This is a genomic window from Pseudomonas sp. Q11 (genome assembly GCF_024494355.1).
In the GTDB taxonomy this organism is placed as follows: Bacteria; Pseudomonadota; Gammaproteobacteria; order Pseudomonadales; family Pseudomonadaceae; genus Aquipseudomonas; species Aquipseudomonas hefeiensis.
In genome coordinates this window covers 58,111-84,478 of sequence record NZ_JAKNQY010000023.1, presented here as the reverse complement: position 1 = coordinate 84,478, position 26,368 = coordinate 58,111, and the positions used below count along the sequence as shown (strand labels likewise).

Annotated in this window: 25 protein-coding genes; 6 read left to right on the top strand and 19 right to left on the bottom strand. The window is 60.1% G+C overall.

What is annotated here, in order from left to right; genetic code table 11:
• Positions 1 to 161: 161 nt before the first annotated feature.
• The gene (locus MA884_RS21510) at positions 162 to 2,381 is read right to left on the bottom strand and encodes a heavy metal translocating P-type ATPase (protein ID WP_256232404.1); all 2,220 of its coding nucleotides are present in this window, start codon (positions 2,379 to 2,381) and stop codon (positions 162 to 164) included.
• A gap of 86 nt (positions 2,382 to 2,467) precedes the next feature.
• On the opposite strand from MA884_RS21510, the gene cadR reads away from it, so the two are divergent.
• Positions 2,468 to 2,914, top strand: a complete 447-nt coding sequence (gene cadR / locus MA884_RS21505; RefSeq protein ID WP_256232403.1) for a Cd(II)/Pb(II)-responsive transcriptional regulator — start codon at positions 2,468 to 2,470, stop codon at positions 2,912 to 2,914.
• A 243-nt stretch (positions 2,915 to 3,157) separates the two neighbouring features.
• Here cadR and MA884_RS21500 read toward each other — a convergent pair whose 3' ends face one another.
• From MA884_RS21500 to MA884_RS21490, 3 genes are all read right to left on the bottom strand, one after another.
• A complete protein-coding gene (locus MA884_RS21500) occupies positions 3,158 to 4,129 on the bottom strand; it encodes a thymidylate synthase (RefSeq protein WP_092455981.1) in 972 nt (323 codons plus the stop codon).
• Positions 4,130 to 4,177: 48 nt separating this feature from the next.
• Positions 4,178 to 4,987, bottom strand: coding sequence for a prolipoprotein diacylglyceryl transferase (gene lgt, locus MA884_RS21495; protein WP_256232402.1), 810 nt, complete (start codon positions 4,985 to 4,987; stop codon positions 4,178 to 4,180).
• 68 nt (positions 4,988 to 5,055) lie between these two features.
• On the bottom strand, positions 5,056 to 5,838 hold the full coding sequence (locus tag MA884_RS21490) for a sulfite exporter TauE/SafE family protein (protein WP_256232401.1): 783 nt from the start codon (positions 5,836 to 5,838) through the stop codon (positions 5,056 to 5,058).
• Positions 5,839 to 5,990: 152 nt separating this feature from the next.
• Here MA884_RS21490 and MA884_RS21485 point away from each other — a divergent pair, with 152 nt between their 5' ends.
• Positions 5,991 to 6,737: an NRDE family protein gene (locus MA884_RS21485; protein WP_256232400.1), complete on the top strand. Its 747-nt coding sequence runs from the start codon at positions 5,991 to 5,993 to the stop codon at positions 6,735 to 6,737.
• Between the two features lie 132 nt (positions 6,738 to 6,869).
• Here the strand turns inward: MA884_RS21485 and ptsP are convergent, their stop codons facing one another.
• Together ptsP and MA884_RS21475 are read right to left on the bottom strand one after the other, a co-directional pair.
• Positions 6,870 to 9,149, bottom strand: a complete 2,280-nt coding sequence (gene ptsP, locus MA884_RS21480) for a phosphoenolpyruvate--protein phosphotransferase (RefSeq protein ID WP_047226814.1) — start codon at positions 9,147 to 9,149, stop codon at positions 6,870 to 6,872.
• Between the two features lie 22 nt (positions 9,150 to 9,171).
• Positions 9,172 to 9,651, bottom strand: coding sequence for an RNA pyrophosphohydrolase (locus tag MA884_RS21475; RefSeq protein WP_003186867.1), 480 nt, complete (start codon positions 9,649 to 9,651; stop codon positions 9,172 to 9,174).
• Between the two features lie 143 nt (positions 9,652 to 9,794).
• Here MA884_RS21475 and MA884_RS21470 point away from each other — a divergent pair, with 143 nt between their 5' ends.
• On the top strand, positions 9,795 to 10,451 hold the full coding sequence (locus tag MA884_RS21470) for an HAD family phosphatase (RefSeq protein ID WP_256232399.1): 657 nt from the start codon (positions 9,795 to 9,797) through the stop codon (positions 10,449 to 10,451).
• A gap of 148 nt (positions 10,452 to 10,599) precedes the next feature.
• On the opposite strand, the gene MA884_RS21465 is transcribed toward MA884_RS21470, so the two are convergent.
• Together MA884_RS21465 and ilvA are read right to left on the bottom strand one after the other, a co-directional pair.
• Entirely contained in the window at positions 10,600 to 11,028 is a 429-nt protein-coding gene (locus MA884_RS21465; RefSeq protein WP_256232398.1) for a DUF2269 family protein, read from the bottom strand.
• A 42-nt stretch (positions 11,029 to 11,070) separates the two neighbouring features.
• On the bottom strand, positions 11,071 to 12,585 hold the full coding sequence (ilvA, locus tag MA884_RS21460; protein WP_256232397.1) for a threonine ammonia-lyase: 1,515 nt from the start codon (positions 12,583 to 12,585) through the stop codon (positions 11,071 to 11,073).
• A gap of 137 nt (positions 12,586 to 12,722) precedes the next feature.
• On the opposite strand from ilvA, the gene rpiA reads away from it, so the two are divergent.
• Positions 12,723 to 13,394, top strand: coding sequence for a ribose-5-phosphate isomerase RpiA (gene rpiA, locus MA884_RS21455; protein ID WP_256232396.1), 672 nt, complete (start codon positions 12,723 to 12,725; stop codon positions 13,392 to 13,394).
• 173 nt (positions 13,395 to 13,567) lie between these two features.
• Here the strand turns inward: rpiA and MA884_RS21450 are convergent, their stop codons facing one another.
• The 4 genes from MA884_RS21450 to MA884_RS21435 all read right to left on the bottom strand — a co-directional run bounded on the left by MA884_RS21450 (position 13,568) and on the right by MA884_RS21435 (position 17,800).
• Entirely contained in the window at positions 13,568 to 14,485 is a 918-nt protein-coding gene (locus tag MA884_RS21450) for an SdiA-regulated domain-containing protein (RefSeq protein ID WP_256232395.1), read from the bottom strand.
• Positions 14,486 to 14,603: 118 nt separating this feature from the next.
• Complete coding sequence (locus MA884_RS21445; protein WP_256232394.1) at positions 14,604 to 15,536, bottom strand: SdiA-regulated domain-containing protein; 933 nt, start codon at positions 15,534 to 15,536, stop codon at positions 14,604 to 14,606.
• Positions 15,537 to 15,697: 161 nt separating this feature from the next.
• Positions 15,698 to 16,363: a fumarylacetoacetate hydrolase family protein gene (locus tag MA884_RS21440; RefSeq protein ID WP_256232393.1), complete on the bottom strand. Its 666-nt coding sequence runs from the start codon at positions 16,361 to 16,363 to the stop codon at positions 15,698 to 15,700.
• Between the two features lie 42 nt (positions 16,364 to 16,405).
• A complete protein-coding gene (locus tag MA884_RS21435; protein ID WP_256232392.1) occupies positions 16,406 to 17,800 on the bottom strand; it encodes an FAD-binding oxidoreductase in 1,395 nt (464 codons plus the stop codon).
• A 205-nt stretch (positions 17,801 to 18,005) separates the two neighbouring features.
• Here MA884_RS21435 and serA point away from each other — a divergent pair, with 205 nt between their 5' ends.
• Positions 18,006 to 19,235, top strand: a complete 1,230-nt coding sequence (gene serA / locus MA884_RS21430) for a phosphoglycerate dehydrogenase (RefSeq protein WP_256232391.1) — start codon at positions 18,006 to 18,008, stop codon at positions 19,233 to 19,235.
• Positions 19,236 to 19,403: 168 nt separating this feature from the next.
• Here serA and MA884_RS21425 read toward each other — a convergent pair whose 3' ends face one another.
• Positions 19,404 to 19,832 (bottom strand): DUF4399 domain-containing protein, encoded by a 429-nt coding sequence (locus MA884_RS21425; RefSeq protein ID WP_256232418.1) that lies wholly within the window; start codon positions 19,830 to 19,832, stop codon positions 19,404 to 19,406.
• Positions 19,833 to 19,964: 132 nt separating this feature from the next.
• Here MA884_RS21425 and MA884_RS21420 point away from each other — a divergent pair, with 132 nt between their 5' ends.
• Positions 19,965 to 20,531, top strand: a complete 567-nt coding sequence (locus tag MA884_RS21420) for a transporter substrate-binding domain-containing protein (protein WP_256232390.1) — start codon at positions 19,965 to 19,967, stop codon at positions 20,529 to 20,531.
• Positions 20,532 to 20,684: 153 nt separating this feature from the next.
• Here MA884_RS21420 and MA884_RS21415 read toward each other — a convergent pair whose 3' ends face one another.
• The 6 genes from MA884_RS21415 to MA884_RS21390 all read right to left on the bottom strand — a co-directional run bounded on the left by MA884_RS21415 (position 20,685) and on the right by MA884_RS21390 (position 26,176).
• A complete protein-coding gene (locus tag MA884_RS21415; RefSeq protein WP_256232389.1) occupies positions 20,685 to 21,311 on the bottom strand; it encodes a bifunctional 2-polyprenyl-6-hydroxyphenol methylase/3-demethylubiquinol 3-O-methyltransferase UbiG in 627 nt (208 codons plus the stop codon).
• Between the two features lie 99 nt (positions 21,312 to 21,410).
• Complete coding sequence (locus MA884_RS21410) at positions 21,411 to 22,181, bottom strand: hypothetical protein (RefSeq protein WP_256232388.1); 771 nt, start codon at positions 22,179 to 22,181, stop codon at positions 21,411 to 21,413.
• 471 nt (positions 22,182 to 22,652) lie between these two features.
• Complete coding sequence (tcyN, locus tag MA884_RS21405) at positions 22,653 to 23,411, bottom strand: L-cystine ABC transporter ATP-binding protein TcyN (protein ID WP_256232387.1); 759 nt, start codon at positions 23,409 to 23,411, stop codon at positions 22,653 to 22,655.
• A 3-nt stretch (positions 23,412 to 23,414) separates the two neighbouring features.
• On the bottom strand, positions 23,415 to 24,080 hold the full coding sequence (tcyL, locus tag MA884_RS21400) for a cystine ABC transporter permease (protein ID WP_047226833.1): 666 nt from the start codon (positions 24,078 to 24,080) through the stop codon (positions 23,415 to 23,417).
• Positions 24,080 to 24,874 (bottom strand): cystine ABC transporter substrate-binding protein, encoded by a 795-nt coding sequence (gene tcyJ / locus MA884_RS21395; protein ID WP_256232386.1) that lies wholly within the window; start codon positions 24,872 to 24,874, stop codon positions 24,080 to 24,082. The genes tcyL and tcyJ overlap by 1 nt, the downstream gene beginning before the upstream one ends.
• 303 nt (positions 24,875 to 25,177) lie before the next feature.
• Positions 25,178 to 26,176 carry a D-cysteine desulfhydrase gene (locus MA884_RS21390; RefSeq protein WP_256232385.1) on the bottom strand — a complete coding sequence of 333 codons (999 nt, stop codon included), beginning with the start codon at positions 26,174 to 26,176 and terminating at the stop codon, positions 25,178 to 25,180.
• Positions 26,177 to 26,368: the final 192 nt, after the last annotated feature.

The window sequence follows — 26,368 nt, the reverse complement described above, 5'->3', positions numbered from 1 at the left end:
AAGCTTTGCTCCCACAGCAGATCTGCAGTGAATTCAAAATGCTGTATTCACAAAGTTCCCACAGCAGATCTGCAGTGATTTCAAAATGCTGTATTCACAAAGCTCCAACTGTGGGAGCAAAGCTTGCTCGCGATAGGGCCTGTCCAGCCACCCAGGACGTCTTATTTGCGCAACAACCGCAACCCATTGAACACCACCAGCAAGCTCACCCCCATGTCGGCAAACACCGCCATCCACATGGTGGCAAACCCGGCAAAGGTAAACCCGAGAAAGATCGCCTTGATGACCAGCGCCAAAGCGATGTTCTGTTTCAGGATGCTCGAAGTCTGCCGCGACAGGCGGATGAACGCGGGGATCTTGCGCAAATCATCGTCCATCAGGGCAACATCGGCAGTCTCAATGGCGGTGTCGGTGCCGGCCGCCGCCATGGCGAAGCCGATTTCCGAGCGGGCCAGGGCAGGGGCGTCGTTGATGCCGTCGCCCACCATGCCGACCCGGTGACCCGAGGCATACAAGTCTTCGATGGCTTGCAGTTTATCGCCCGGTAACAGATCGCCTCGGGCCTGGTCCATGCCCACCTGCGCCGCAATCGCTTCGGCGGTGTGGACGTTGTCGCCGGTAAGCATCAGGGTCTTGATGCCCAGCTCATGCAGTTGCTCGATGGCTTCGCGGCTGGAGTCCTTGACCGTGTCGGCCACCGCAAACAATGCCAAGGGGCCTGTAGCGTCGAGCAACAGCACCACGGACTTGCCTTGTTTTTCCAGGGCGAAAAGTTTCTCTTCCAGCGCGGGGGAGCACAAGCCCAGGTCTTCTACCAGACGGTGATTGCCCAAGTGATAAGTCTGACCGTTGATATCGCCGCGGACCCCACGTCCCGGCAGCGCCGCGAAGTTATCCACAGCGTGCGGCGCCAACTGGTTATCCACAGCTGCATTGGCGATCGCGTGAGAGACCGGATGGTCGGAACGGGCGGCAAGGCTGGCGGCCAATGCGGGTGCGCTCGCTTCCACCGTTGGGTCGAGCGGTACATAGTCGGTTTGCACCGGCTTGCCATGAGTGATCGTGCCGGTCTTGTCCAGGGCCAGATAATCGAGCTTGTGGCCGCCCTCCAGATACACGCCGCCCTTGATCAGAATGCCTTTGCGCGCCGCTGCCGCGAGGCCGCTGACGATGGTCACCGGGGTGGAAATCACCAGCGCGCACGGGCAGGCCACCACCAGAAGCACCAGCGCCCGGTAAATCCAGTCGAACCAGGTCGCCCCCATGAACAGCGGCGGGATGACCGCCACGGCCAGCGCCAGGACAAACACCGCCGGGGTGTAGATTTTCGAGAATTGATCGACGAAACGCTGGGTCGGGGCGCGGGAGCCTTGGGCCTGCTCCACGGCGTGGATGATCCGCGCCAGGGTGGAGTGGTCGGCCGCGGCGGTCACGGTATATTCCAGTTCGCCGGCCTGGTTGATGGTGCCGGCGAAGACCTTGTCGCCCACGGTCTTTTCCACCGGCAGGCTCTCGCCGGTAATGGGCGCCTGGTCGATGGTGGAGCGACCGGCGACGACGTCCCCGTCCAGGCCAACCCGTTCGCCTGGGCGAACCCGCACCCGTGCGCCGAGGGTGATGGCCTTGACCGCTTGCACCTGCCAGGTGCCATCGGCCTGTTGCACAGTGGCCTGTTCCGGGGCCATCTGCATCAGGCCGCTGATGGCGTTGCGCGCCCGGTCCAGGGACTTGGCTTCGATCAGTTCAGCCACCGTGAACAGGAACATCACCATCGCCGCTTCTGGCCATTGGCCGATCAGCACCGCACCGGTCACCGCGATGCTCATCAGCGCATTGATGTTCAGGTTACGGTTTTTCAGGGCGATCCAACCCTTTTTGTAGGTACCGAGGCCGCCACTGAGGATCGACACCAGCGCCACCAGCGCGACCACCCACTCTGGCGCCGCGCTGGTGAAGTGGATCACCTCGGCGCCCAGCGCGGTGACACCCGACAGCGCCAGCGGCCACCAGGGTTTGGCCGGGGCGGGCAGGTCGCTGGTTTGTTTTTCCTGGCCCGGGGTGAACGGCTCGGCCTGCATGCCCAGGGACTGGATGGCGGCGATGATCGGCGTGTCGTTGGGCAAATCGTGGGTCACGCCCAGCACGCGGTTGATCAGGTTGAATTCCAGTTGCTGCACGCCTTGAAGTTTGCCGAGCTTGTTCTGGATCAGCGTCTGTTCGGTGGGGCAGTCCATGGCCTCGATGCGAAAACTGCTCAGCCGTGCGCCGTCCGTCGGGGCTTTGCCGAGGTTGACCACCGAAGGTGCCGCTTTCGCAGAGCAACAGGAATGCCCGTGGTCATGACCGTGGTCGGGCTTGTGGGTGTGAATGGAATCGCTCATCGGGTTACGTCCGTGAAAAGTGCCTGTTGCACAGTAAAGACCCTGTAGCCACTATAGGGTCAAGCACCTGTTTTGGAGGCAACGCCATGAAGATTGGAGAACTGGCAAAAATCACCGACTGCCAGGTCGAAACCATTCGTTACTACGAGCGCGAAGGCTTGCTGCCGGAGCCAGCCCGCAGCGACGGCAATTATCGCGTCTACACCCAGGCCCATGCCGAGCGGCTGACGTTCATCCGCAACTGCCGCACCCTGGACATGACCCTGGAAGAAATCCGCAGCCTCCTGGCTCTGCGCGACAGCCCGCAGGACCAGTGTGAAAGCGTCAACGCGCTGATCGACGAACACATCCACCACGTCAAAGCCCGCATCGACGGCCTGCTGGCTTTACAGACACAACTGATCGACCTGCGCCATCGCTGCGGCGAAGGGCCGGACCTGGAGCAATGCGGGATCTTGCAGCGCCTGGAAGTGAGTGGAGCGGTGGCGCCGGAGGTGGAGCATTCACATGTGGGGCGTAGTCACGGGCATTGAGCCCTTGCCACTAATCCGAATACACGGAGCCGCCTATGGGCGAGCCCGTGGGAGCAAAGCATGGTGTGAGCCTGTGGGAGCAAGGCCTGGTGCGACCTGTGGGAGCAAGGCTTGGTGCGATCTGTGGGAGCAAAGCTTGCTCGCGACGAACGATAACGCGATCTTCTGACGGATCGAGGCGTTTCCATCGCGAGCAAGCTTTGCTCCCACAGGCCCGCACACAGGGGTGTTGGTGAGATCCTTTTAGACCGCCATCGGCGCCGTCATCGGTGCATGGTGCTGGTAGCCTTCGAGGGAAAAGTCACTCGGTTCGACCAGCTCCAGCCACTCAGGCTGGTACACGCCGGTCTTGGCGAACTCCGGCACGCGCTCGGAAATCACCAGTTTGGGCATCGGGAACGGCTCGCGTGTGAGCTGTTCGTTGAGCATGTCCAGGTGATTTTCATAGACGTGGGCGTCGCCGATGAAATAGGTGAACCAGCGTGGCGTATAGCCGGTCAGGCGGCCGATCAGGCTCAGCAGCGCGGCGCCTTCGGTGAGGTTGAATGGCGTGCCCAGGCCCAGGTCGTTGGAACGGATGTAGAGGGTCAGGGAGATTTCCTTGGTCTCGACATTCGGGTGGAACTGGTAGAGCAAATGGCAGGGCGGCAGGGCCATTTCATCGAGCTGGGCGCAGTTCCAGCCGTGGAACAGGATCCGGCGGCTGCCCGGGTCCTTGATGATGGTGTCGACGCACTGGCGAACCTGATCGATGGCTTTGTACAGCACCACGTAGGCCTGACCGTTTTCTTCGCCCTCGGCGATTTGCCGATAGCCCTGGGCCAGGGTTTGCTCGATGGCTGCCGGGTTGCTCACAGGAATCTGCTTGTAAGCCGGCCACTTGCGCCATTGCACGCCGTAGATCTCGCCTAGGTCGTCTTCGCCCTGGCGAAACGGATTGGCCAGCCATTGGGCGTTTTCGTTGGCGTTCTGATCCCAGACCTTGCAGCCCAGGGCACGGAATTGGGCGGCATTGTTGACCCCACGGAGAAAACCGCACATCTCGCCGATGGCCGACTTGAAGGCCATTTTGCGGGTGGTGATGGCCGGGAATCCATCCTTCAGGTCATAGCGCAACATGGCGCCGGGAAAGCTGATGGTGTTCACACCCGTGCGGTTGGCTTGCTTGGTGCCGTTCTTGATGACGTGCGCCACCAGATCGAGATATTGCTTCATGGGTTACCTGTGTCCTTGAACCCGGGGCCAGCGCCCCGGGGTTCGAATTTAAATCTTGGCCGCCGCAGCCGGCGCACGATGATAAGCCAGCCAGATCAGTGCCAGGCCACCGACGATCATCGGCAGGCACAAGACCTGACCCATGGTCAGCCAGTTCCACGCCAGATAGCCGAGTTGGGCGTCTGGTACGCGGACGAATTCAACGATGAAACGGAAGATCCCGTAGAACAGCGCGAACATGCCCGACACCGCCATGGTCGGCCGTGGCTTGCGCGAGAACAGCCACAGGATGGCAAACAGGGCCACGCCTTCGAGCGCGAACTGGTACAGCTGCGAAGGATGACGGGGTAGCTGCGCCGGGTCGCTGAACGGCGGGAAGACCATCGCCCATGGCACGTCAGTGGCCTTGCCCCACAATTCGGCGTTGATGAAGTTGCCGATGCGTCCGGCCCCCAGGCCAATTGGCACCATTGGCGCGACGAAGTCCATCAGCTCGAAAAACGATTTGTTGTTGCGTTTGCCGAACCACAACGCTGCCAGCATCACGCCGATGAACCCGCCGTGGAACGACATGCCGCCCTTCCAGACTTCGAAAATCAGCGTCGGGTTCGCCAGGTACGCGCTCAGGTCGTAGAACAAGACGTAACCGAGGCGTCCGCCGACGATCACGCCCATGGATAGCCAGAACACCAGGTCCGAGAGCTTTTCCTTGTTCCAGGTCGGATCGAAACGGTTGAGCCGGCGCGAAGCCAGCAGCCAGGCGCCGCCGATGCCGATCAGGTACATCAGGCCGTACCAGTGGATTTTCAGCGGGCCGATGGCCAGGGCCACCGGATCGATCTGCGGGTAAGGCAGCATTGATATTCCTCGTAAACGTCAAAAATATCCGGGCGACGCTGCCACCTCGGGATTAAGCCAGGATTGCGTCAGAGCAGAAAACTCAAGCCCGCGCTGAACAGCAAAGCGGCGAACAGCCGTTTGAGCAAGCGCGGCGACAGGCGATGGGCCAGCCGCGCGCCGAAGCGGGCGAAGACCATGCTCGTCAGGGCGATGCCCAGCAAGGCCGGCAAATAAACAAAACCGAGACTATGGGCCGGCAACAGCGGATCTTGCCAGCCCAGAATCATGAAACTTAATGCACTGACCAGGGCAATCGGTAAACCGCAGGCCGATGAAGTTGCCACCGCCTGTTGCATCGGCACGCTGCGCCAGGTCAGGAACGGCACGGTCAGCGAACCACCGCCGATGCCGAAAATCGCCGAGGCCCAGCCGATCACCGTACCTGCCATGGTCAGCCCGGCCTTACCCGGCACCATGCGGCTGGCCTTGGGCTTGAAGTCCAGGGCCAGTTGTACGGCGACGACCAAGGCGAACACGCCGATGATTTTTTGCAGGTTCGGGCCGGAAATCGCTTCGGCAGTGACGGCACCGAAACCGGCACCGATCAGGATGCCTACGGTCATCCAGGCAAAAATCGGCCAGCGCACCGCGCCTTTACGCTGGTGCTCGCGCACGGCATTGACCGACGTGAAGATGATCGATGCCAGGGACGTGCCGACCGCCAGGTGTGTCAACACCAGTGGGTCGAAGCCCTGCAAGGTAAAACTGAACACCAGCACCGGGACGATGATGATCCCGCCGCCCACGCCGAACAGTCCGGCCAGCACGCCGGCACAGGCGCCGAGCAGCAGATAGAGCACAAATTCCACCAGCGTCCCTCGCCCATCCTAGAAACAAGAGCGGCATGGTAACGGATCCATGGCCCTGGGCTCCACTCAAGGCGATGGATGCCGGGGCGATGTCTGGGTAGAGTGAAACCCACAACAGCTGTGCTCGGCTTTATTTTTAATGGGACTATCTGATGTGCCTGATCGTATTTGCCTGGCGACCCGGCCACGCCCGGCCGCTGATCGTGGCGGCCAACCGCGACGAGTTCTACGCGCGTCCGACCTTGCCCCTGGCGCAATGGCCTGACGCCCCTGATGTCCATGCCGGTCGCGATCTGGAGGCCGGTGGCACCTGGCTTGGCGTCGGTGCCGATGGCCGTTTTGCTGCCCTGACCAACATTCGCGACCCGGGACAATCGCCCGGCTTCAGGTCCCGGGGCGAGTTGGTGGCGCGATTTCTGAGCGGAAAGAGTTCAATTGCCGATTATCTGAGCGAAGTGGTGCCCCTTGCCGGTGAGTACGGCGGGTTCAACTTGCTGTTGGGCGACGGCACCGAACTGTGGCACCACAACGCCCGCGATGCCCGCCCGCAGCGGCTGGCCGAAGGTGTCTACGGCTTGTCGAACGCCGGGCTGAACACGCCATGGCCCAAGCTGCTCAAGGCCCGGGCGGCGCTGGGGGAGGTACTGGACGATCCGCAGCCCCAGGCCCTGTTGGCGCTGCTGAACGACCCGCAGCCTGCCCCGGTCGCCGAACTGCCGGACACCGGCGTGGGACTGGCGACCGAGACACTGTTGTCGAGTGTGTTCATCGCCAGCCCCGCTTACGGGACGCGAGCGAGTACAGCGCTGATTGTCCATGCCGACGGGACGCGGCATTTGGTCGAGCGCAGTTATGGGCCGCTTGGGGGGCATTTGGGGGAGGTGGAGTTCAAGGTGTAATTTTGCGCTGTCATTTCTGGCGCCATCGCGAGCAGGCTCGCTCCCACAGTAGATATCCGGTGGCCACAAACGTTGTGAACAACCGAGATCCCCTGTGGGAGCGAGCCTGCTCGCGATGGGGTCGCTACAGATTCAGAGTGTTTTGTTCGAAGCCGGATTGATCATCCGCGCCAACCCAAGGTTCTTCAGCGCCAGTTGCAGGGAGCTGTGGATCACCTGCGGATTGTCGATCGTCATCACTTCGGCCAACAGCTCCTGGGCCTTGCTGAGGTTGATCTGACGCAGCATCCACTTCACTTTCGGCAGGTTGGTGGCGTTCATCGACAAGCTATCAAAACCCATCGCCATCAGCAGCACCGCCGCAGCCGGGTCACCCGCCATTTCGCCGCAGATGCTCACCGGCTTGCCTTCGGCATGGGCATCGCGAACCACGTTCTGCAGGGCTTGCAGCACCGCCGGGTGCAGATAGTCGTACAGGTCGGCGACCCGCGGGTTGTTGCGGTCCACGGCCAGCAGGTATTGGGTCAGGTCGTTGGAGCCGACCGACAGGAAGTCCACTTGCCGCGCCAGTTCCTTGGTCTGGTACACGGCTGCCGGAATCTCGATCATCACGCCGACCGGCGGCATTGGCACGTCGGTGCCTTCGTCGCGTACTTCGCCCCAGGCCCGGTGGATCAGGTGCAAGGCTTCTTCCAGCTCATGGGTGCCGGAAATCATCGGCAGCAGGATGCGCAGGTTATTCAGGCCTTCGCTGGCCTTGAGCATGGCGCGGGCCTGGACCAGGAAGATTTCCGGGTGGTCCAGCGTCACGCGTATCCCGCGCCAGCCAAGGAAGGGGTTGTCTTCCTTGATGGGGAAGTAGGACAGGGATTTGTCCCCGCCGATGTCCAGGCTGCGCATGGTCACCGGTTGCGGGTGGAATGCGGCCAATTGTTCGCGATAGATCGCCAGCTGTTCCTTTTCGCTGGGGAAGCGCTGGTTGATCATGAAGGGCACTTCGGTGCGGTACAGGCCCACGCCCTCGGCGCCGCGCTTCTGCGCCCGGGCCACGTCAGCCAGCAGGCCGGTGTTGACCCACAGCGGCATGCGGTGGCCGTCGAGGGTCACGCACGGCAAGTCCCGCAACGCATCCAGGCCCAGGGACAGTTGCTTTTCTTCTTCCACCACATCGGCAAACTGCTTGCGCAGCAATTCGGTGGGGTTGGTGTAGACCTCGCCGTGGTAGCCGTCGACGATCATCTGGATGCCGTCGACCTTTGAATACGGCAGGTCCACTACGCCCATGACCGTCGGAATGCCCATGGCACGAGCCAGGATCGCGACGTGGGAGTTGCCCGAGCCCAATACCGAGACCAGCCCCGCCAGCTTGCCTTCAGGCACCTCGCCGAGCATGGCCGGGGTCAGTTCTTCGCTGATCAGGATGGTGTTATCGGGGTAGACCAGGGTCTGTTGACGTTCCTGCTGCAAGTAGGCCAGCAGCCGGCGGCCGAGGTCCTTGACGTCGGAGGCGCGCTCGCGCAGGTAGGCGTCGTCCATCAGTTCGAAACGGTTGACGTGGTCGGTCACCACCTGGCGCAACGCACCCTGGGCCCACTGACCGGTCTTGATGACCGTGGTCACCTCGCTGCCCAGGGAGGCGTCGTCGAGCATCATCAGGTAAACGTCGAACAGCGCGCGCTCTTCAGGGCGCAGCTGTGTCGCCAGTTTGGCCGACAGGGCACGCATGTCGGCCCGCACGCCCTCGATGGCCGTCTTGAACAGGCCCAATTCGGCGGGGATGTCGACGATGGTCTTGTCCGGCACCACGTCCAGGTCGGCGGGCGGCAACATGACCACCGCCGTACCCACTGCCGCGCCTGGTGAACCTGGCACGCCGACAAACTTGGCTTCCTGGATGCCCTTGCCCTGGCGTCCCAGGCCGCTGATCGAGCCGGTGGCTTCGGCGTGGGCGATAACCCCGGCCAATTGCGCGCTCATGGTCACGAGGAAGGCTTCTTCACCTTCATCGAACTGGCGACGCTCCTTTTGCTGGATGACCAGCACGCCGACGACTCGGCGGTGGTGGATGATCGGCGCCCCGAGGAACGAGGCATAGCGCTCTTCGCCGGTCTCGGCAAAATAGCGATAGCGCGGGTGGTCCGCGGCGTTTTCGAGGTTCAGGGGTTCTTCGCGCGTGCCGACCAGGCCGACCAGCCCTTCATTGGGCGCCATGCTGACCTTGCCGATCGAGCGCTTGTTCAAGCCCTCGGTGGCCATCAGCACAAAACGGTTGGTCTCGGGGTCCAGCAGATAGACCGAGCAGACCTGGCTGCCCATGGCCTCTTTGACGCGCAATACAATAATCCCCAACGCCGCCTTGAGATCCTTGGCGGAGTTAACTTCCTGGACGATCTTGCGCAGCGTATTGAGCATGGCTCGGGGTCGAACTCCGTCGTCAGTCGCGCGTCAGCAGGCGCGGGGCAAGCTCTTTGAGGGCGCGTCGGTACACCTCGCGCTTGAATGTCACCACCTGGCCCAACGGATACCAATAACTGACCCAGCGCCAGCCATCGAACTCCGGTTTACCGGTCAAATCCATCCGCACCCGCTGCTCGTTGGAGATCAGGCGCAGGAGAAACCATTTCTGCTTCTGGCCGATGCACAGCGGTTGGCTGTGCGTCCTGACCAGGCGTTGCGGCAAACGATAGCGCAACCAGCCCCGGGTGCAGGCGAGTATTTCGACATCTTCTCGTTCAAGCCCCACTTCTTCGTTCAACTCGCGGTACAAGGCCTCTTCAGGCGTCTCCTGGGGGTTGATCCCACCCTGGGGAAACTGCCAGGCGTCTTGATTGATACGGCGAGCCCATAGCACCTGCCCTGCATCATTCGTAAGAATGATCCCCACATTGGGTCGGAAACCATCGGGATCGATCACGGCAACAACCTCGCAAACGCATGTCGCCGCATTGTTCCACAAAGGTTGTGAAAGCAGCAACGAGCCCGCCTACCTTATGTGCACTCTTGTGAAAAGTCCGTATTCTGGACGCCTTTCTTCAAATTCTTCAGCGAGTAACTGCAATGCGGCTGGCTTTATTCGACTTGGACAACACCTTGCTGGGCGGCGACAGCGACCACGCCTGGGGTGATTACCTGTGTGAGCGCGGCTTCCTCGACGCCGTTACGTATAAGGCGCGTAATGACGAGTTCTATCAGGATTACCTGGCCGGCAAGCTCGACAACGCCGAGTACCTGAATTTTTGCCTGGAAATTCTTGGCCGCACGGAGATGGAGGTGCTGGCACAGTGGCATCTGGACTATATGCGCGACTGCATCGAGCCGATTGTGTTGCCCCAGGCAATCGAGCTGTTGAGCAAACACCGTGACGCCGGCGACAAGCTGGTGATTATCACCGCTACCAATCGCTTCGTCACCGGACCGATCGCCGAGCGCCTGGGCGTCGAAACCCTGATCGCTACCGAGTGCGAAATGATCGACGGGCGTTATAGCGGGCGCAGTACCGATATCCCGTGTTTTCGCGAGGGCAAGGTGACCAGGCTGAACCGTTGGCTGGAAGAGACCGGGTATTCACTGGATGGCAGTTACTTCTACAGTGACTCGATGAATGACCTGTCGCTGCTGGAAGTGGTGACCCACCCGGTAGCTGTAGACCCGGATCCGAATCTGCGGGCCGAGGCGCAGAAACGTGGGTGGCCGGTGATTTCGTTGCGCAGTTGACTGTGGGAGCAGAGCTTGCTCGCGATAGCTGTGGGAGCAAGGCTTGCCCGCGATGGGCTTTACGCGATGCAAAGGTACGGATGCCAATCGCGAGCAAGCTTTGCTCCCACAGCCATCGCGGGCAAGCCTTGCTCCCACAGACTGTGTATTAAACCGGCTTGGCCCCCATCAACCCCGCAATGGCGATAAAGCAGACAAAACTGAACAGCGCCAAAGCCAAGGTAAATTTCCCATTGCCTGCTGTCGGCGCCTTGCGCAGTTTATTCAACCGCACCAATAACCAGAACCCCGCCAGCGCCGCCGCGGTGTAGAGCACACTGGAGGCCAGCAACCAGGTCTGCCCCAGCGGCCAGCCGATCTGATGCACCATCCACCATCCTGTGAATGGCAAGCTCACCAGCGCCAGGGCCATCACCAGCCAGACAAACACCCCAGGGCGTTGCAGTGTGCGAGCGGCCGCCGTGGCGTCACCATTGCGACGTGTCCGCCAGACCCAGATGGCCAGCCCCAGGGCACCTGCCAAGAGCAATACCGTGGCGACGACATGAGCGATTTTCAGCGCGGTTAACGTTTCCATCGTTGGATTTCCTTGAGTCTTGCGGGCCAGTCTAGCTCTGCTTTAGCCCAGGAACAGCTGATAGGCCGGGTTATCGCTTTCATCCCAGTACGGGTAGCCGATTTCTTCCAGGGCTGCCGGTACCAGATGACGTTCTTCGTGTGGGACTTGCAATCCCGCGACCACACGACCATCCGCCGCACCATGGTTGCGGTAATGGAACATTGAGATATTCCAGCGTCCGCCCAGCTTATTGAGGAAGTTGAACAGCGCCCCCGGACGTTCCGGGAATTCGAAGCGCAGCACGACTTCGTCGATGACGTGGGCCGCATGCCCGCCCACCATGTGGCGAATGTGCAGTTTGGCCAGTTCGTTGTCGGTCAGGTCCACCACCGGGAAGCCTTGCTCGGTCAGGCTGGAGATCAGCGCGCTGCGCGGGTCGTTTTCCGGGTGCGTCTGCACGCCCACGAAAATGTGCGCTTCGCTGCCCGTGTTGTAGCGATAGTTGAATTCGGTGATCTGGCGCTTGCCGACGGCTTCGCAGAAGGCCTTGAAGCTGCCCGGCTTCTCGGGAATGGTCACCGCGATGATCGCCTCGCGGCCTTCACCCAGCTCGGCGCGCTCGGCCACATGGCGCAGGCGGTCGAAATTGACGTTGGCGCCGGAGTCGATGGCCACCAGGGTCTGCCCGCTGATGCCGCGCGACTCGACGTATTTCTTGATCCCGGCCACGCCCAAGGCGCCGGCAGGTTCGGTGATCGAGCGGGTATCGTCGTAGATATCCTTGATGGCCGCGCAGATTTCGTCGGTGCTCACGGTGATGACTTCATCCACGTAGTGCTTGCAGATGTCGAATGTGTGCTGGCCGATCTGCGCCACGGCAACGCCGTCGGCAAACAGTCCCACAGTCGGCAGCACCACCCGCTCTCCGGCAGCCATGGCGGCTTGCAGGCAGTTGGAGTCGTCAGGCTCGACGCCGATCACCTTGATGTCTGGCCGCAGGTATTTCACGTAGGCCGCGATTCCGGCGATCAGCCCGCCGCCGCCAACCGGGACGAAAATCGCGTCCAGACGCCCCGGATGTTGGCGCAGGATCTCCATTGCCACCGTGCCCTGCCCGGCAATGGTGTGGGGATCGTCATACGGGTGAATGTAGACGTAGCCCTTTTCGTCGACCAGTTTCAGCGAATAGGCCAGGGCTTCGGGGAACGAATCGCCATGCAGCACCACTTTGCCGCCACGGGACCGTACGCCTTCGACTTTGATTTCCGGGGTGGTCTTGGGCATCACGATGGTGGCTTTGACGCCCAGCACCTTGGCCGCCAGGGCCAGGCCCTGGGCGTGATTGCCCGCCGAAGCCGTGACCACGCCGCGTGCGCGCTCTTCGTCGCTGAGCTGGGTCAGCTTGTTGTAGGCCCCGCGAATCTTGAACGAGAACACCGGCTGCAAGTCTTCGCGCTTGAGCCAGATGTTGTTGCCCAGCCGCTCGGAGAGCTGGCGGGCAGTCTGCAATGGGGTTTCTACGGCAACGTCGTAAACGCGCGAGGTGAGGATCTTTTTGACGTACTGTTCAAGCATCGGAAAGCATCACTGAGCGGGTTGGGCAGGGCCAAGGAGTCTAACCCGGCTTTTGGCTGGCCGACCACACGAATCCCAAGGTTTTGTTGGGTTATACTCGCGTCCCTCTTTACTCCCCGCCCGCTTTCGGAGCCCGCATGACCCAGGATCAACTCAAACAGGCCGTGGCCCAGGCCGCTGTCGACCTCATCCTCCCGAAACTGGATGACAAGAGCATCGTTGGGGTCGGCACCGGCTCGACGGCCAATTGCTTTATCGATGCGCTGGCACGGCACAAAGGCGCGTTCGACGGCGCGGTTGCCAGCTCCGAAGCCACCGCCGCGCGCCTGAAGGGCCACGGGATCCCGGTCTATGAGCTCAACACCGTGAGCGACCTGGAGTTCTATATCGACGGCGCCGATGAAAGCGACGCGCACCTGAACCTGATCAAGGGTGGCGGCGCGGCCCTGACCCGCGAGAAGATTGTCGCGGCCGTGGCCAAGACCTTCATCTGCATCGCCGACGCCAGCAAACTGGTACCAGTGCTCGGCGCGTTCCCGCTGCCGGTGGAAGTCATTCCGATGGCCCGCAGCCACGTGGCCCGCCAACTGGTGAAGCTGGGCGGCGACCCGGTATATCGCGAAGGCGTGCTGACCGATAACGGCAACATTATCCTGGATGTCCATAACCTGGAGATCACCAACCCGGTGGAACTGGAAAGCCAGATCAACGCCATCGTCGGCGTAGTCACCAATGGTTTGTTCGCGGCTCGCCCGGCGGATGTGCTGCTGCTGGGTACTCCTGAAGGGGTGAAGACCCTTAATGCTTGATCCGAAGGGATGACTGACGCAGTTGTGGCGAGGGGATTTATCCCCGCTGGGCTGCGTAGCAGCCCTGAAACCTGACTTTTCGGTGTCTCAGATAGGATGAGTCTCCTTGCTTGATTGGGGTTGCTTCGCAACCCGGCGGGGATAAATCCCCTCGCCACAGGGTTCATTTTCGATCAATCGGGCTGCCGTTTTTTGAAAACGTAAAACAGGTTCGGCTCACTCACCAGATAGAGGTTGCCATCGTCGTCCATGGCAACGCCTTCGGCCTGGGGGACGGTTTTTTGCAGCCCTTGACGACCCTTGCTCAAAGACAACGTGCTTAGTGGCCGGCCGTCGATATCCAGTTCGATAATCAAGCGCGACTCATCGGACAGAGCCAGTAGATGGCCGCTGCGCTCGTCGTATTGCAGGCTCGAAAGATCGCGCACGAACAGTCCGGCATCGCGCTTGGGGTTGTTGATTACATGGACAGCGTAGGATTTGTCCGGTTTGTGATGGGGAAAACCCCGTACTTCATAAATCAGCATGGGATCGCGCTCCTTGGCTACGAACAACCGTTTACCCACTGAATCGTAGGCCAACCCTTCGAACCCTTTGTTACCGTTCAGGTGCAGGCCAAGCGTCATTTGCTCTGCGTCGGCTGCGTCGAGGAATTGGGTGTCGTCGTCCAAGTGAATCTTGATCAGCCGCTGCTGACGCTCGTCGGTGATGACGTAAATGTCCTCGCTGATGAACTCCACCGCCTCCGGGTCGCCGAAGCCAATCAGGGCGATACGCCTAAGGATTTTGCCGTCCAGTGACAGCTCGATCAGTTCGGCATTCTTGTTGGTAACGGTAAAGAGGCTCTTGCGGATCGGATCGTACGTCAGCGCCGAAACGTCATTGTCCAGGCCTTCGATCACCTGCGCCTCTACCGTCACCCGATAGTGATCCAGGGCAATGGCCTGTTCGCTGGGGGGCTGCCAGAGGGTGTTGAGGTTGAACCAGGCGCGCTCGAACAGGCGCAGGTATTGAGCCGCTGCGATCAAAGCGATTAGCACGATCGTTAACAGCAAGAGAATCAAGGGCCTTGGGCGGGCAAGTCGACGCATGTGGGTGGGCTCGGATGAGAACAGGTGGTTGGAAATACCACGGCTGCCTGAACTGAAGCTTAATGGCCGGATGCCACACCCTACGGCGAAGGATTAATTGCCTTACAGAGTTGCGCTATCAGCGTTGTTTTTCGAAACGATAGAACAGGTTCGGCTCGCTGACCACGTACAGGTTGCCAGCCTCATCGAGGGCGACGCCTTCGGCGCGGGGGATTGTGTTTTTGATGCCGTTGAAGCCGCCCAGCAACGTCATGAAACTGACCTGTTCGCCTTTATCGTCCAGTTCCAGCAACAGATGGGAGTCGGCCGACAGCACCAGCGTGTGTCCCGTGCGAGGATCGATCGCCAGCGCCGACAGGTTGCGCAGGTCCAGTTCATCGCTGGCATGGATCTGTTTGTCGCCCTTGAGCAGTTGGCTGCCGTTGCTTTGCCAGGTAAACAGCGCTGGCGGACGCTCTTCGCCCAGGGCCAGTTGTTGGTTGCGGGGATCCCAGGCAACGCCTTCGAAGCCCTTGTTCTGGTTCTTTGATGGGCCGAGATCGTAGCGGGGAAAGTCTGTGCTGTTCAGTTCGCGAGTATCGGCATCGACCTGGATGATCGACAATGTGTGTTTTCGCTCGTCAGTAATGGCCAGTAGACCATTCTCCATATAGGCCACGCCTTCAGGGTTACTCCAGCCCACCAACGGCATTTTGCGCAGCACGTCACCTTGCAGGGTCAGTTCCACCAGAGACGGGCGCTTGCCCATGACCGCGAACAGGGTTTTGGTCTGCGGGTTATAGGTCAGGTCGGAAGCTTCATCCTCCTCCATACCTGGCAGGACCTTGGCGTCAATCACGGCGTGGTAGTTCGGCAGCCAGATGCTTTCCTGGCGCTGGGCGGGGCTCTCGAGACGTTCCGCTGCCCACAGCAGGCCCCGGTCATCCCAGTGCATTGCATACGCCAGCCAGTAAAAGGCCCCGGCCGCTAACAGCGACCAGGCATACCAGGGCAGAGCGAAGCGAGAACGGCGGACAGGGCTGGAGGAGGGCCGTGCTAGGGGGGTGGCCATCAGGGGATGCGTTCCAGATATTCGGGCTAGGGAAATGAGTGGCTCAGACGCCGTGTTTCCTGGAATTATCCGGATGGCATGTGAAAAAATGGTGAATGGCCGGGCCCGGCCGTTCATGTGGGCACGAGCCGGCTCGCGCCCACAGGGGACAGGTCTTGCGGTTAGCGAACGCTGCTTTCGAAACGGCTCGCGCCTGGCAATTCCAGTACCAGTTCATCGCCGACGTTCAACGGTCCCACGCCCGCCGGAGTGCCGGTGAGGATCACGTCGCCGGCCTGCAATGAGAAGCAGCCGGCCATGTACTGGATCATTGGCACGATGGGGTTGAGCATCAGGCTGCTGTTGCCGTCCTGGCGCACTTCACCGTTGATGGTCAGGCGAACCGGGATGTCGGTCAGGTCGGCAAAGGTGCCGTTGGATACGAAAGGTGCGATCACCGCCGCGCCGTCGAAAGATTTGGCGACTTCCCAAGGCAAGCCCTTGGCCTTGAGCTCGGCCTGTTTGTCCCGCAGGGTCAGGTCCAGGGCCGGGGCGAAGCCGGAGATGGCATCCAGTACTTCCTCGGCACTGGGCCGAGTCGACAGTGGCTTGCCGATCAGCACGGCAATCTCAGCTTCGTAATGCACCGCACCACGGTCGGCGGGAATGCTGAAACCGCCTTCCAGCGGCACCGCGCAGCTGCCGGGCTTGATGAACAGCAGGGGTTCGGTGGGAACCGGGTTGTCCAGCTCCTTGGCGTGTTCGGCGTAGTTACGGCCAATGCACACGATTTTTCCGACCGGGAAATGAATTCGGGTACCGTCGACATACTGGTGCTGATAGCTCATTACCGACTCCTGCTTCTGGGATTCATCAGGTGTTTTTTTGCATTAAACCGCGAAGATCTTGCCCGGGTTCATGATGCCGTTCGGGTCGAATACCGCCTTGACGGCCTTCATGTATTCGATTTCCACCGGCGAGCGACTGTAGGTCAGGTAGTCGCGTTTGGTCATGCCTACGCCGTGTTCGGCGGAGATCGAGCCGTTGTATTTCTCGACGGTTTCAAAGACCCACTTGTTCACGGTCGCGCACTTGGCGAAGAAATCGTCCTTGCTCAGGTTTTCTGGCTTGAGGATGTTCAAGTGCAAGTTGCCGTCGCCGATGTGGCCAAACCAGACGATTTCGAAGTCTGGGTAATGTTGACCGACGATCGTGTCGATATCGCGCAAGAACCCCGGGACTTTCGAGACGGTGACCGAGATGTCGTTCTTGTACGGCGTCCAGTGGGAGATGGTCTCCGAGATGTACTCGCGCAACTTCCACAGGTTTTGCAGTTGGGTTTCGCTTTGGCTCATCACCCCATCCAGCACCCAGCCCTGTTCTACACAGTGTTCAAACGTTTCCAGGGCGTGGTTGGCGACTTCTTCGGTGGTGGCTTCGAACTCCAGCAGGGCGTAGAACGGGCACTCGGTTTCGAATGGCGCCGGTACGTCGCCCCGATCCAGGACCTTGGCCAGGGCCTTGTCGGAGAAGAATTCGAACGCCGTCAGGTCCAGCTTACCCTGGAAGGCATGCAGTACGGGCATGATCGAGTCAAAATCGGCGGTGCCCAGGACCATGGCGGTGAGGTTATTCGGTGCCCGGTCCAGGCGCATGGTGGCTTCAACCACGAACCCGAGGGTGCCCTCGGCGCCGATGAACAACTGCCGCAAGTCGTAGCCCGTGGCGTTCTTGATCAGGTCCTTGTTCAGTTCCAGCAGGTCACCTTTACCGGTGACGACTTTCATGCCGGCTACCCAGTTACGGGTCATGCCATAACGAATGACCTTGATTCCACCGGCATTGGTGCCGATGTTGCCGCCTATCTGGCTGGAACCGGCGGAAGCGAAGTCCACTGGGTAGTACAAGCCGTGCTCTTCAGCCTTGTTCTGCAGTTGTTCAGTGACCACCCCCGGCTGGCAGACGGCCGTGCGATCGGTGAGGTTCACGTCGAGAATCTGGTTCATGTAGTCGAATGACACGACCACTTCGCCGTTGGCCGCCACGGCGGCGGCGGAAAGCCCGGTGCGCCCGCCCGATGGCACCAGCGCGACCTTGTGTGCATTGGCCCAGCGCACAATGGCCTGAACCTGTTCGGTGGTCTTGGGAAAGACGATGGCGCTCGGCGCTGGAGCGAAGTGTTTGGTCCAATCCTTGCCGTAAGCGTTCAGGGAGTCGGCATCGGTCAAGACTTTGCCAGGCTCAACCAGGGTCTTCAGCTCATCTATCACGGCAGGATTGGTCATCGACAGAACTCTCGAACAATTCATGGTCATCCTGAGAACGCTTCACGTCGCAGGAATGAGTGTTTAGCGGGGTGCGTATGCTAGCATACCGACCCCGCAGCGTAGTGCCCATTGGCTGTTCTGCGGCGACGGCTGTCATGCCGGTCGGGCCAGCATGCGCTGTCCGATTCCCTGCCATTTTTCTCCGGGACACAGGTTTACGCAGATGAGCAAGACTTCTCTCGATAAGAGCAAGATCAAGTTCCTTCTTCTCGAAGGCGTCCACCAATCGGCTGTCGACGTCCTCAAGTCGGCGGGCTACACCAGCATCGAGTACATCACCAGTTCTCTGCCGGAAGTCCAGCTCAAGGAAAAGATCGCCGATGCTCACTTCATCGGTATTCGCTCCCGTACCCAATTGACCGAAGAGATCTTCGACCACGCCAAGAAACTGGTCGCGGTCGGCTGCTTCTGCATCGGCACCAACCAGGTGGACCTCAATGCGGCGCGCGAGCGCGGTATCGCGGTGTTCAACGCACCGTACTCCAACACCCGTTCCGTTGCTGAACTGGTGCTGGCCGAAGCAATCCTGCTGCTGCGCGGCATCCCCGAGAAGAACGCTTCCTGCCACCGTGGCGGCTGGATCAAGAGCGCGGCCAACTCCTTCGAGATCCGTGGCAAGAAGCTGGGTATCGTCGGCTACGGCTCCATCGGCACGCAGTTGTCGGTGCTGGCTGAAGGCCTTGGCATGCAGGTGTATTTCTACGACACCGTGACCAAGTTGCCGCTGGGCAATGCCACTCAGGTTAACGACCTGCACGAGCTGCTGGGCATGTCCGACATCGTGACGTTGCATGTTCCGGAAACCGCCGCCACCCAGTGGATGATCGGCGAGAAGGAAATCCGTGCCATCAAGAAAGGTGGGATTCTGATCAACGCCGCTCGTGGCACCGTGGTCAAGCTCGACGCCCTGGCCGAGGCGATCAAGGACAAACACCTGATCGGCGCCGCCATCGACGTGTTCCCGGTGGAACCACGCTCCAACGACGATATTTTCGAGAGCCCGCTGCGTGGCCTGGACAACGTGATCCTGACCCCGCACATCGGTGGCTCCACCGCTGAGGCTCAGGCCAACATCGGTCTGGAAGTGGCGGAAAAGCTGGTCAAGTACAGCGACAACGGTACTTCGGTATCGTCCGTGAACTTCCCGGAAGTGGCCTTGCCGGCTCACCCTGGCAAGCACCGTCTGCTGCACATCCACGAAAACATCCCGGGTGTGATGAGCGAGATCAACAAGGTCTTCGCGGAAAACGGCATCAACATTTCCGGTCAGTTCCTGCAGACCAACGAGAAAGTCGGCTACGTCGTGATCGACGTCGATGCCGAATACTCTGATCTGGCGCAGGAGAAGCTGCAGCACATCAACGGCACCATTCGTAGCCGGGTGTTGTTCTAAGAGCAGTGGTGAGTTGTTGGCTTCAAGCGGCAAGCTGACGTTTGGCTAGCAATAGAAGAACGGGAGCCTCTTAAGGGGGCTCCCGTTTTTTTCTGCCTGGCACAACATGAATCTTGTGGGAGCAAGCTTTGCTCCCACAAGCGTTTGTGTTGTGTCAGCCGGTGCGTGTTATTTCACGGTGACGGTGATCTTCTTGGAAACGATCGTCGGATCGAACGGCATATGGCCGTAGTCGCCCATAATCAGTTGCAAGGTATGTTTGCCTGGGGCGAGCTTGAGGGTCGTCTCGGTTTGCGCCATGCCAAAGTGCATGTGGTTGGCGTCGGTCGGAATTGGCGCACCTGCGGCAGGCAGTTTGTCGACATCGATCAGCAAATGGTGATGACCAGTGTTTGCTGTCATATCACCCGCCTTGGCCAGGGCGATCCCTCCCTCGACGCCGAACTTGACCTTGAATTCCTGGCCAACAGTAGCGCCGTCTTCCGGGGAAACGATGAACACCTCTGCACCCTTGGGAGCAGGGGTTGCGGCGGTTGCCAGCATCGAAGCGCCCAGCAACAGGCCGGCCAAGGCAGCACGTGACATAAAGCTTTTCATTTTTTTCTCCAGTTTTTCCATGAAATCCGCGTGGCCATGACAACTTCATGACCATTCGTTGTCGAAGCCTGCAACAACCATAGCAAAGCGAGCCTAAACGAGCGTCGCTTGTAACAATACAAAGGAGTGACCATGCGTTTTCTGCCTGGGCTGATCTGCCTGCTACCCCTCTTGAGCCCTCTGGCCCATGCCGAACTGATCGACGACGTCAACGACCGTGGCGAATTGCGCATCGCTCTGGAAGCAAACACCCGCCCTTTCAACTTCAAGGAAGACGGCAAACTCACCGGCTTCGAAGTGGAACTGGGCCAGATGCTGGCCGGTGAGCTCGATGTTCGCGCCGACTTTGTGGTCACCGATGCCGGGGACCTGCTGGCCGGCGTGGAAAGTGGTAAGTACGACGTTGCCATCAACCACATAGCAATGACCCCGCAATTGGCCGAACGTTTCGACACAAGCACCGCTTACAGCCAACCGGATGCGCAACTGCTGGCGCGCAAGGATGACTCGCAACGCCCGATGGTCATGGCGCAGTCCTTCCAGCCGGAAGAAAAAAGCGACCCGGCGCCGAGCCTGGTGATCCCGTTCCAGAAGGGCAACCCGGCGTTCAAGGCCAGCCTGGACAACGCTCTGGCGCGTATCAAGGACGACGGGCGATTGGAGCGGTTGTCGCAGAAGTGGTTGGGTCGTAGGAGCTGACGAGTGCAACGAGGCTGCGATCTTTTCAAGGACACTTGAGTCTCAAGCGAAAGATCAAAAGATCGCAGGCTTCGCCAGCTCCTACAGAGCCGAGCGGGAGCACGCTCCCTCGCCACAGGGTTCACCACTCACCCTGTCCAAACAGGCCTGTGCTCAAGACTTACGCCAGACGCTCGCCAGCCAAGGCTGCTGTTCCCGTGGTAGCCCCGCCGGCCGGTAGTAATGCTCCAGTTCCTCAAAGCCTGCCTCGGTGAGCAGCGCGCGCCAGGCCGTGAGATCGTGGTAGGCACCGAAGCGCTGTCCGTTCCAGCCTTCCTGGTTTTCGCCCCGAGGGTTGGAGCTGAACAGCGCGCCGCCCGGCTTGAGGGTGGCGTGCAATTGCTTGAGCACCCGAGGTAATTCCTGGACAGGGATATGAAACAGCACGGCGTTGGCGAAGACGCCATCGAAACGTTCGGCGGGCAGGTCGAGTTTCAAGAAATCCTGTTGCCACACTTCACAGTCGCTGTCCTGGCGCGCCATTCGGGCAAATTCCTCCGAGCCGTCCAGGCCGACTGCGACATGGCCCCTGTCGGTGAATGTCCGCAGGTCCCGCCCGGGGCCGCAGCCGAAATCCAGAACGTGGAAGGGCGGCTGACCCTGGATATGCCGCAACAACGCGTCGATATTCTGGCTGACGTCATGATCGCGGGTGCCTTCGCGAAAGCTCTCGGCGACCGCATTGTAATGGCCCAGGGTTGTGGCGGTGATGGTGTGCAGGTCGTCGGGGGTGTGTTTCATGGTCGTTGGCTTGGGTTGGGGAGCTTGGTCGGACTATACCGCAAGCAGCCTGGCCACTTCGCTGCCAATCATGACCAGGCTCGCCCCGCACTGGATCGATCAAGGATTTTTGCCGCGCGGCTCGGCAGCCATGAGCACCTCTTTCGGCGGGGTTTTCAGATACGGATTGGCGCAACCGATTTTCAACGTTCGCGGCGGCGCCCATTGGGAGTTGTTGCCCACGTGGTCGAGGATGCAGTAGGTCACTTCCAGGCGCAGGTCTTCCCCCGCCTCCAGGATGATCTGCGGCGGTACCCAGATATTGACCGGTAGGCCCACCTCACAAGGTTTGATGCGCGGCAGGTCCATGCGCACATCACCCCAGCGCAAGGTAATCGCATCGTCAGCAGCCATGTTCAGATAGGGCTCTATGGTCAGGGGTACGCCACGTTTGATCTGACTCGGGTTCACGCCCTTGCGGCGGATAGCGTCAGGAATCCGCACCGGCGCCAGGCCCTGGTTTTCATCACCGCTCAGGGCCGACGGCTGACCTCCGGGACAATCCAGCTTGACCTGCACCCGTTGCGTTGCTGACAGCGCCGGGCCGCGCCCCACTTGCATCACGCGATAATGGATGCGCGAAGTCCCATTGACGATGAAACTCTCGGGCACTCGCAACGTAACGCTACTTTGCACATCGGCCTGTGACAACAGGCGGGAGCCGACGTAGCAGTTGTCCCAGAACAGCTCGATCAGATCCCCCGCGTCCATGCCGGGGTAGGGAGCAATCGCCACTTGCAAGTGCGCAGCGCTGGTGATGTTGATGCGGGTACGCAGGGCGTTGGCCAGGGTGGGCGCTGCCAGTTCAGGAATATTCGACGTACATGTCATGGTGTTCTCCTTGATGCTTTAAAACGAAGTCCGTTTCGGGAAGATCAAAGGCGCTTAATCATCGCGACATATTTTTATTGCGCAATATGGACCCTGTCTGCGGTTCATCGCGCAGAACTAAAATAGTTCGCAGCGCCACTGGGTCACTAGATAAGGGTTCGGCAGTTTCAGTGTCAATAGAGGAACTTGCTTAATAATTAATTGTATAAGGCTTCAGAAATGTCCTACGCATTCAAGTCAAGAAAACGCAGCGGTGTGTGCCCTTTTCCTCGGGCTCATCCGTTTGGAGGAACGGGGCGGCAGGAAGCTGGATAAATAGCTTAACCCAAGGAGAATTATAACCGGAGGTATGTATATGCCGCGCATCAACGCGGTGGGTATGTTAAATCCACTGGAAGTTTCAGTGTGTTGCGTTGAGGTGTTAGTTGCTCCACTTCCATCCTTGGAAGTGGGGGCAATATCAAAAAGTTACTAATGGCCGTGTCCGGCCGAGAGGAACTTACTGAGGAACTGTCGAGTGCGTTCCTCCTTGGGGGCTGCAAACAAGGCCTTGGCTTCACCTTGTTCGACGATCACGCCTTTGTCGAAAAATACCACGCGGTTCGCCACGTCTCGGGCGAAGCCCATTTCGTGAGTCACGATGACCATGGTGCGTTTTTCTTCGGCCAGGCCGCGAATCGTCGCCAGCACCTCGCCCACCAGCTCCGGGTCCAGGGCTGAGGTCGGCTCGTCGAACAGAATCACTTCAGGCTCCATCGCCAGCGCCCTGGCAATCGCCACGCGCTGTTGCTGACCACCGGAAAGACGCCGCGGATAGGCGTCCTCCTTGCCCTCCAGCCCGACCTTGGCCAGCAGCTTACGGCCCAAGGCTTCAGCGTCGGCACGTGGCGTCTTTTTCACCACCAGCGGGCCTTCGATGACGTTCTCCAGTGCAGTGCGATGGGGGAACAGATTGAAGTTCTGGAACACAAAACCCACTTGCTGGCGCAAACGACGCACCAGGGTCTGCTGCTGGTTCAGCGGCCGACTGCCATCGATTTCGATGTCGCCAACCTTGATCCGGCCACTGCTGGGTTCTTCGAGGAAGTTCAGGCAGCGCAGGAAGGTGGTCTTGCCCGAACCGCTGGGGCCGATGATCGCCACCACTTCGCCTTCTTTGATCTCCAGGTCGATGCCGTTGAGCACCACCTGACCCTTGAATTGCTTTGTCAGCTTTTCCACGACAATCATGGGTCAGGACTCCTGGTCATGCCGATTGACCCGGGCTTCCAGGACGTTCTGCAGGTGCGCCAGCACGCTGGCCAGAATCCAGTAGATCAGCGCGGCGGCAAGGTACATGGTGAAGATTTCGAAAGTACGGGCGGTGATCAACTGCGCCTGACGGAACAGCTCCGGCACCTGGATAGTCGCCGCCAGCGCAGTGTCCTTGACCAGGGAAATGAAGCTGTTGCCCAAAGGTGGCAAGGCCGTGCGCGCCGCTTGCGGCAGGATGGCCCGGCGCAGGGTCTGGGCGCGGGTCATGCCGATACTGGCCGCGGCTTCCCATTGGCCGCGTTCGATGGAGCTGATGGCGGCCCGCAGGATTTCACACGCATAGGCAGCCATGTTCAGCGAGAAGCCGATCAGCGCCGCGGGCAATGGATCCAGCTCGATGCCCAGTTGGGGCAACCCGTAATAGATCACGAACAACTGCACCAGCAGCGGCGTGCCGCGAAAAAACGACACGTAGATGCGAGCGATCCAGCTCACCAGTTTGAAGCGCGACAGGCGCATCAACGCCAGGCCGAAGCCCAACAGCAAGCCGAAGAACATGCCCCCCAGGCTGAGGATGACCGTGTAATACGCGCCCTTGAGCAAGAAGGGCGCGGAGTCCAGCGCGAGTTGAAAAGCCTCTTCCATTATTGGGTGACGTCAGCGTTGAAGTACTTCTGCGAGATTTTGGCCAGGGTGCCGTCGGCCCGCAGTTTGTCGATGGCCTTGTTGATTGCGTCCAGCAGTTCAGGCTCGCCTTTGCGCAGGGCGATACCGGCTTCCTGACGGGAGAACGGTTCGCCGGCCACGGCGGTGTCCTTGGCCTTGGCGGTCAGTTCCAACGCGGCCAGGCGGTCCACCAGAATGGCGTCGATACGGCCTACACGCAGGTCCTGGTATTTGGTCGGATCATCGTCATAAGTGCGGATGATGGCTTTGGGCTGATTTTCCTTGAGCCATTGCTCATAGTTGGTGCCCAGGCCAACGCCGACTTTCTTGCCGGCCAGGTCATCGGCGGTCTTGATGGCGTCTTTGTTCTTGGTCAGAACCAGGGCCTGGATACCGGAAACGGTGTAAGGCTGGGAGAAGTCGTACTTCTTCTTGCGCTCCTCGGAGATGGTGACCTGGTTGATCACCGCGTCCAGGCGCTTGGATTCAAGCGCTGCGAGAATGCCGTCCCATTTGGTCGGTTGCAGCTTGACCTTCACGCCCAGCTCCTTGGCCAGCGCTTCGGAAAACTCCACTTCAAAACCGGCCAGCTCGCCGTCGGCGTCAACGAAACTGAACGGTGGATAAGTGCCTTCCAGGCCGACGTTGATCACGCCCGCGTCCTTGATCTTTTGCAGTTGCTCACCGGCAACTGCCTGCCCCAGCAGACCGGCGCTCAATGCCAGGCCCAGCGAACCCACCAACAGGTTGCGACGTAATGCGGAAAAATTCATGACAAGCCCCTGTGTTTTTTTATGGAGACATTATTTCGGATGAGAGAAGGCGTAGCCGCGATTAAAAAAGATTGCCACATCCTGCCTCAAAGCAGCTTGTGCGTCTCGTGGCAAATACGCCGGTGGCAAGACTATAAGACGGCTTTTATAGATTGGAAAATAATATTAAATCTTACAAGTATTCGAATTTTGAATGTTCCCCTGTGGGAGCGAGCCTGCTCGCGATAGCGGCGTGTCAGTCCAATCAATGCTGGCGGATCCAGCGCAATCGCGAGCAGGCTCGCTCCCACATTTAGAGCTTCACTAAGCCTGGAACGCCGCGTTATACGCAAACAACGCCGGTGCGCCGCCGGTATGCAGGAAGATGATCGGGCCCTCGTCGAAGCGGTCGCGACCCATACCATCGAGCAGGCCGGCCATCGCCTTGCCGGTGTAGACCGGATCCAGCAGCAGGCCCTCCAGGCTGGCCAGCAGTTTGACTGCCGCCAGCGTACCGGCATTGGGCTCGCCGTAACGGGGGGCGAAATATTCGTCCCACAGGTTCACCTTGAAGGCTTCTGGAAGGGGTACATCAAGCAGTTGGGCGGTCCGTTCGGCCAAGCCCTGGACCTTGGGGCGCTGGTCTTCTTCGCTGCGTGACACCGTTATGCCAATCACCGGAAGTTGCGGCAGCGTTTCACTGAGCGCCAGCGTCAGGCCACTGTGAGTCCCGGCGCTGCCCGAGGCTAGCACCACGGCGGCGAAATTCAGGCCGGTGTCCTTGATTTGCTCAGCCAGTTCCAGACCAGCACGTACATACCCCAGCGCGCCCAGAGCATTCGACCCGCCAATCGGTACCAGATACGGCTTCTTCCCATTGCTGCGCAGACGCTCGGCGAGGGATTGCAATTGTTCGTCGGCGTTGTCCAGGTTTTCTACCAATTCGACCTTGGCGTCGAACAACTCCAGCAGCAGCCGGTTGCCGTTGCTCATGTAGTTGCTGTCGGCGGTGCCGATAGGGTTTTCCAGCAGGGCCACACAACCCAGGCCCAGCTTGGCCGCCAGTGCGGCAGTCTGGCGCACATGATTGGACTGGATGGCACCGGCGGTGATGAGGGTGTCTGCGCCCTGGGCCAGGGCGTCGGCAGCCAGGTATTCGAGCTTGCGCAGCTTGTTGCCGCCCAGGGCCAGCGGGGTCAGGTCGTCGCGCTTGATATAGATGTCGCGACCGAGCCAGGTGGAGAGACGGTCGAGTTTTTCCAGGGGGGTTGGATGGCCGAGCAGGTCGAGACGGTTAAAGCGCGCCAGCTGTTGTTTGATCATGGGGCCGTACTGGTTGCAGGAAATCCATGGACTATAGGCACGCTGATATTGATGGGCAACCGGCAATCGTTTGCCGGGGGCGAAAACGGCGGACACATGAGAGGTGAGCACCGAAAACCTGTTGGAGCGAGCCTGCTCGCGATGGCGGCGGTTCAGTTGGTACATATATTCGCCGACACACCGCTATCGCGA

What these genes read in the sequence shown, in the direction of transcription:
- MA884_RS21450 (WP_256232395.1), bottom strand. Translation starts at nt 14,485, where the DNA reads ATGCGTCGACTTGCCCGCCCAAGGCCCTTGATTCTCTTGCTGTTAACG.
- MA884_RS21425 (WP_256232418.1), bottom strand. Translation starts at nt 19,832, where the DNA reads ATGAAAAGCTTTATGTCACGTGCTGCCTTGGCCGGCCTGTTGCTGGGC.
- MA884_RS21470 (WP_256232399.1), top strand. Translation starts at nt 9,795, where the DNA reads ATGCGGCTGGCTTTATTCGACTTGGACAACACCTTGCTGGGCGGCGAC.
- MA884_RS21500 (WP_092455981.1), bottom strand. Translation starts at nt 4,129, where the DNA reads ATGAAGCAATATCTCGATCTGGTGGCGCACGTCATCAAGAACGGCACC.
- tcyJ (WP_256232386.1), bottom strand. Translation starts at nt 24,874, where the DNA reads ATGAATTTTTCCGCATTACGTCGCAACCTGTTGGTGGGTTCGCTGGGC.
- MA884_RS21445 (WP_256232394.1), bottom strand. Translation starts at nt 15,536, where the DNA reads ATGGCCACCCCCCTAGCACGGCCCTCCTCCAGCCCTGTCCGCCGTTCT.
- MA884_RS21485 (WP_256232400.1), top strand. Translation starts at nt 5,991, where the DNA reads ATGTGCCTGATCGTATTTGCCTGGCGACCCGGCCACGCCCGGCCGCTG.
- MA884_RS21420 (WP_256232390.1), top strand. Translation starts at nt 19,965, where the DNA reads ATGCGTTTTCTGCCTGGGCTGATCTGCCTGCTACCCCTCTTGAGCCCT.
- MA884_RS21510 (WP_256232404.1), bottom strand. Translation starts at nt 2,381, where the DNA reads ATGAGCGATTCCATTCACACCCACAAGCCCGACCACGGTCATGACCAC.
- tcyN (WP_256232387.1), bottom strand. Translation starts at nt 23,411, where the DNA reads ATGATTGTCGTGGAAAAGCTGACAAAGCAATTCAAGGGTCAGGTGGTG.
- ptsP (WP_047226814.1), bottom strand. Translation starts at nt 9,149, where the DNA reads ATGCTCAATACGCTGCGCAAGATCGTCCAGGAAGTTAACTCCGCCAAG.
- serA (WP_256232391.1), top strand. Translation starts at nt 18,006, where the DNA reads ATGAGCAAGACTTCTCTCGATAAGAGCAAGATCAAGTTCCTTCTTCTC.
- tcyL (WP_047226833.1), bottom strand. Translation starts at nt 24,080, where the DNA reads ATGGAAGAGGCTTTTCAACTCGCGCTGGACTCCGCGCCCTTCTTGCTC.
- ilvA (WP_256232397.1), bottom strand. Translation starts at nt 12,585, where the DNA reads ATGCTTGAACAGTACGTCAAAAAGATCCTCACCTCGCGCGTTTACGAC.
- MA884_RS21435 (WP_256232392.1), bottom strand. Translation starts at nt 17,800, where the DNA reads ATGACCAATCCTGCCGTGATAGATGAGCTGAAGACCCTGGTTGAGCCT.
- MA884_RS21440 (WP_256232393.1), bottom strand. Translation starts at nt 16,363, where the DNA reads ATGAGCTATCAGCACCAGTATGTCGACGGTACCCGAATTCATTTCCCG.
- MA884_RS21415 (WP_256232389.1), bottom strand. Translation starts at nt 21,311, where the DNA reads ATGAAACACACCCCCGACGACCTGCACACCATCACCGCCACAACCCTG.
- lgt (WP_256232402.1), bottom strand. Translation starts at nt 4,987, where the DNA reads ATGCTGCCTTACCCGCAGATCGATCCGGTGGCCCTGGCCATCGGCCCG.
- MA884_RS21465 (WP_256232398.1), bottom strand. Translation starts at nt 11,028, where the DNA reads ATGGAAACGTTAACCGCGCTGAAAATCGCTCATGTCGTCGCCACGGTA.
- rpiA (WP_256232396.1), top strand. Translation starts at nt 12,723, where the DNA reads ATGACCCAGGATCAACTCAAACAGGCCGTGGCCCAGGCCGCTGTCGAC.
- MA884_RS21390 (WP_256232385.1), bottom strand. Translation starts at nt 26,176, where the DNA reads ATGATCAAACAACAGCTGGCGCGCTTTAACCGTCTCGACCTGCTCGGC.
- MA884_RS21410 (WP_256232388.1), bottom strand. Translation starts at nt 22,181, where the DNA reads ATGACATGTACGTCGAATATTCCTGAACTGGCAGCGCCCACCCTGGCC.
- cadR (WP_256232403.1), top strand. Translation starts at nt 2,468, where the DNA reads ATGAAGATTGGAGAACTGGCAAAAATCACCGACTGCCAGGTCGAAACC.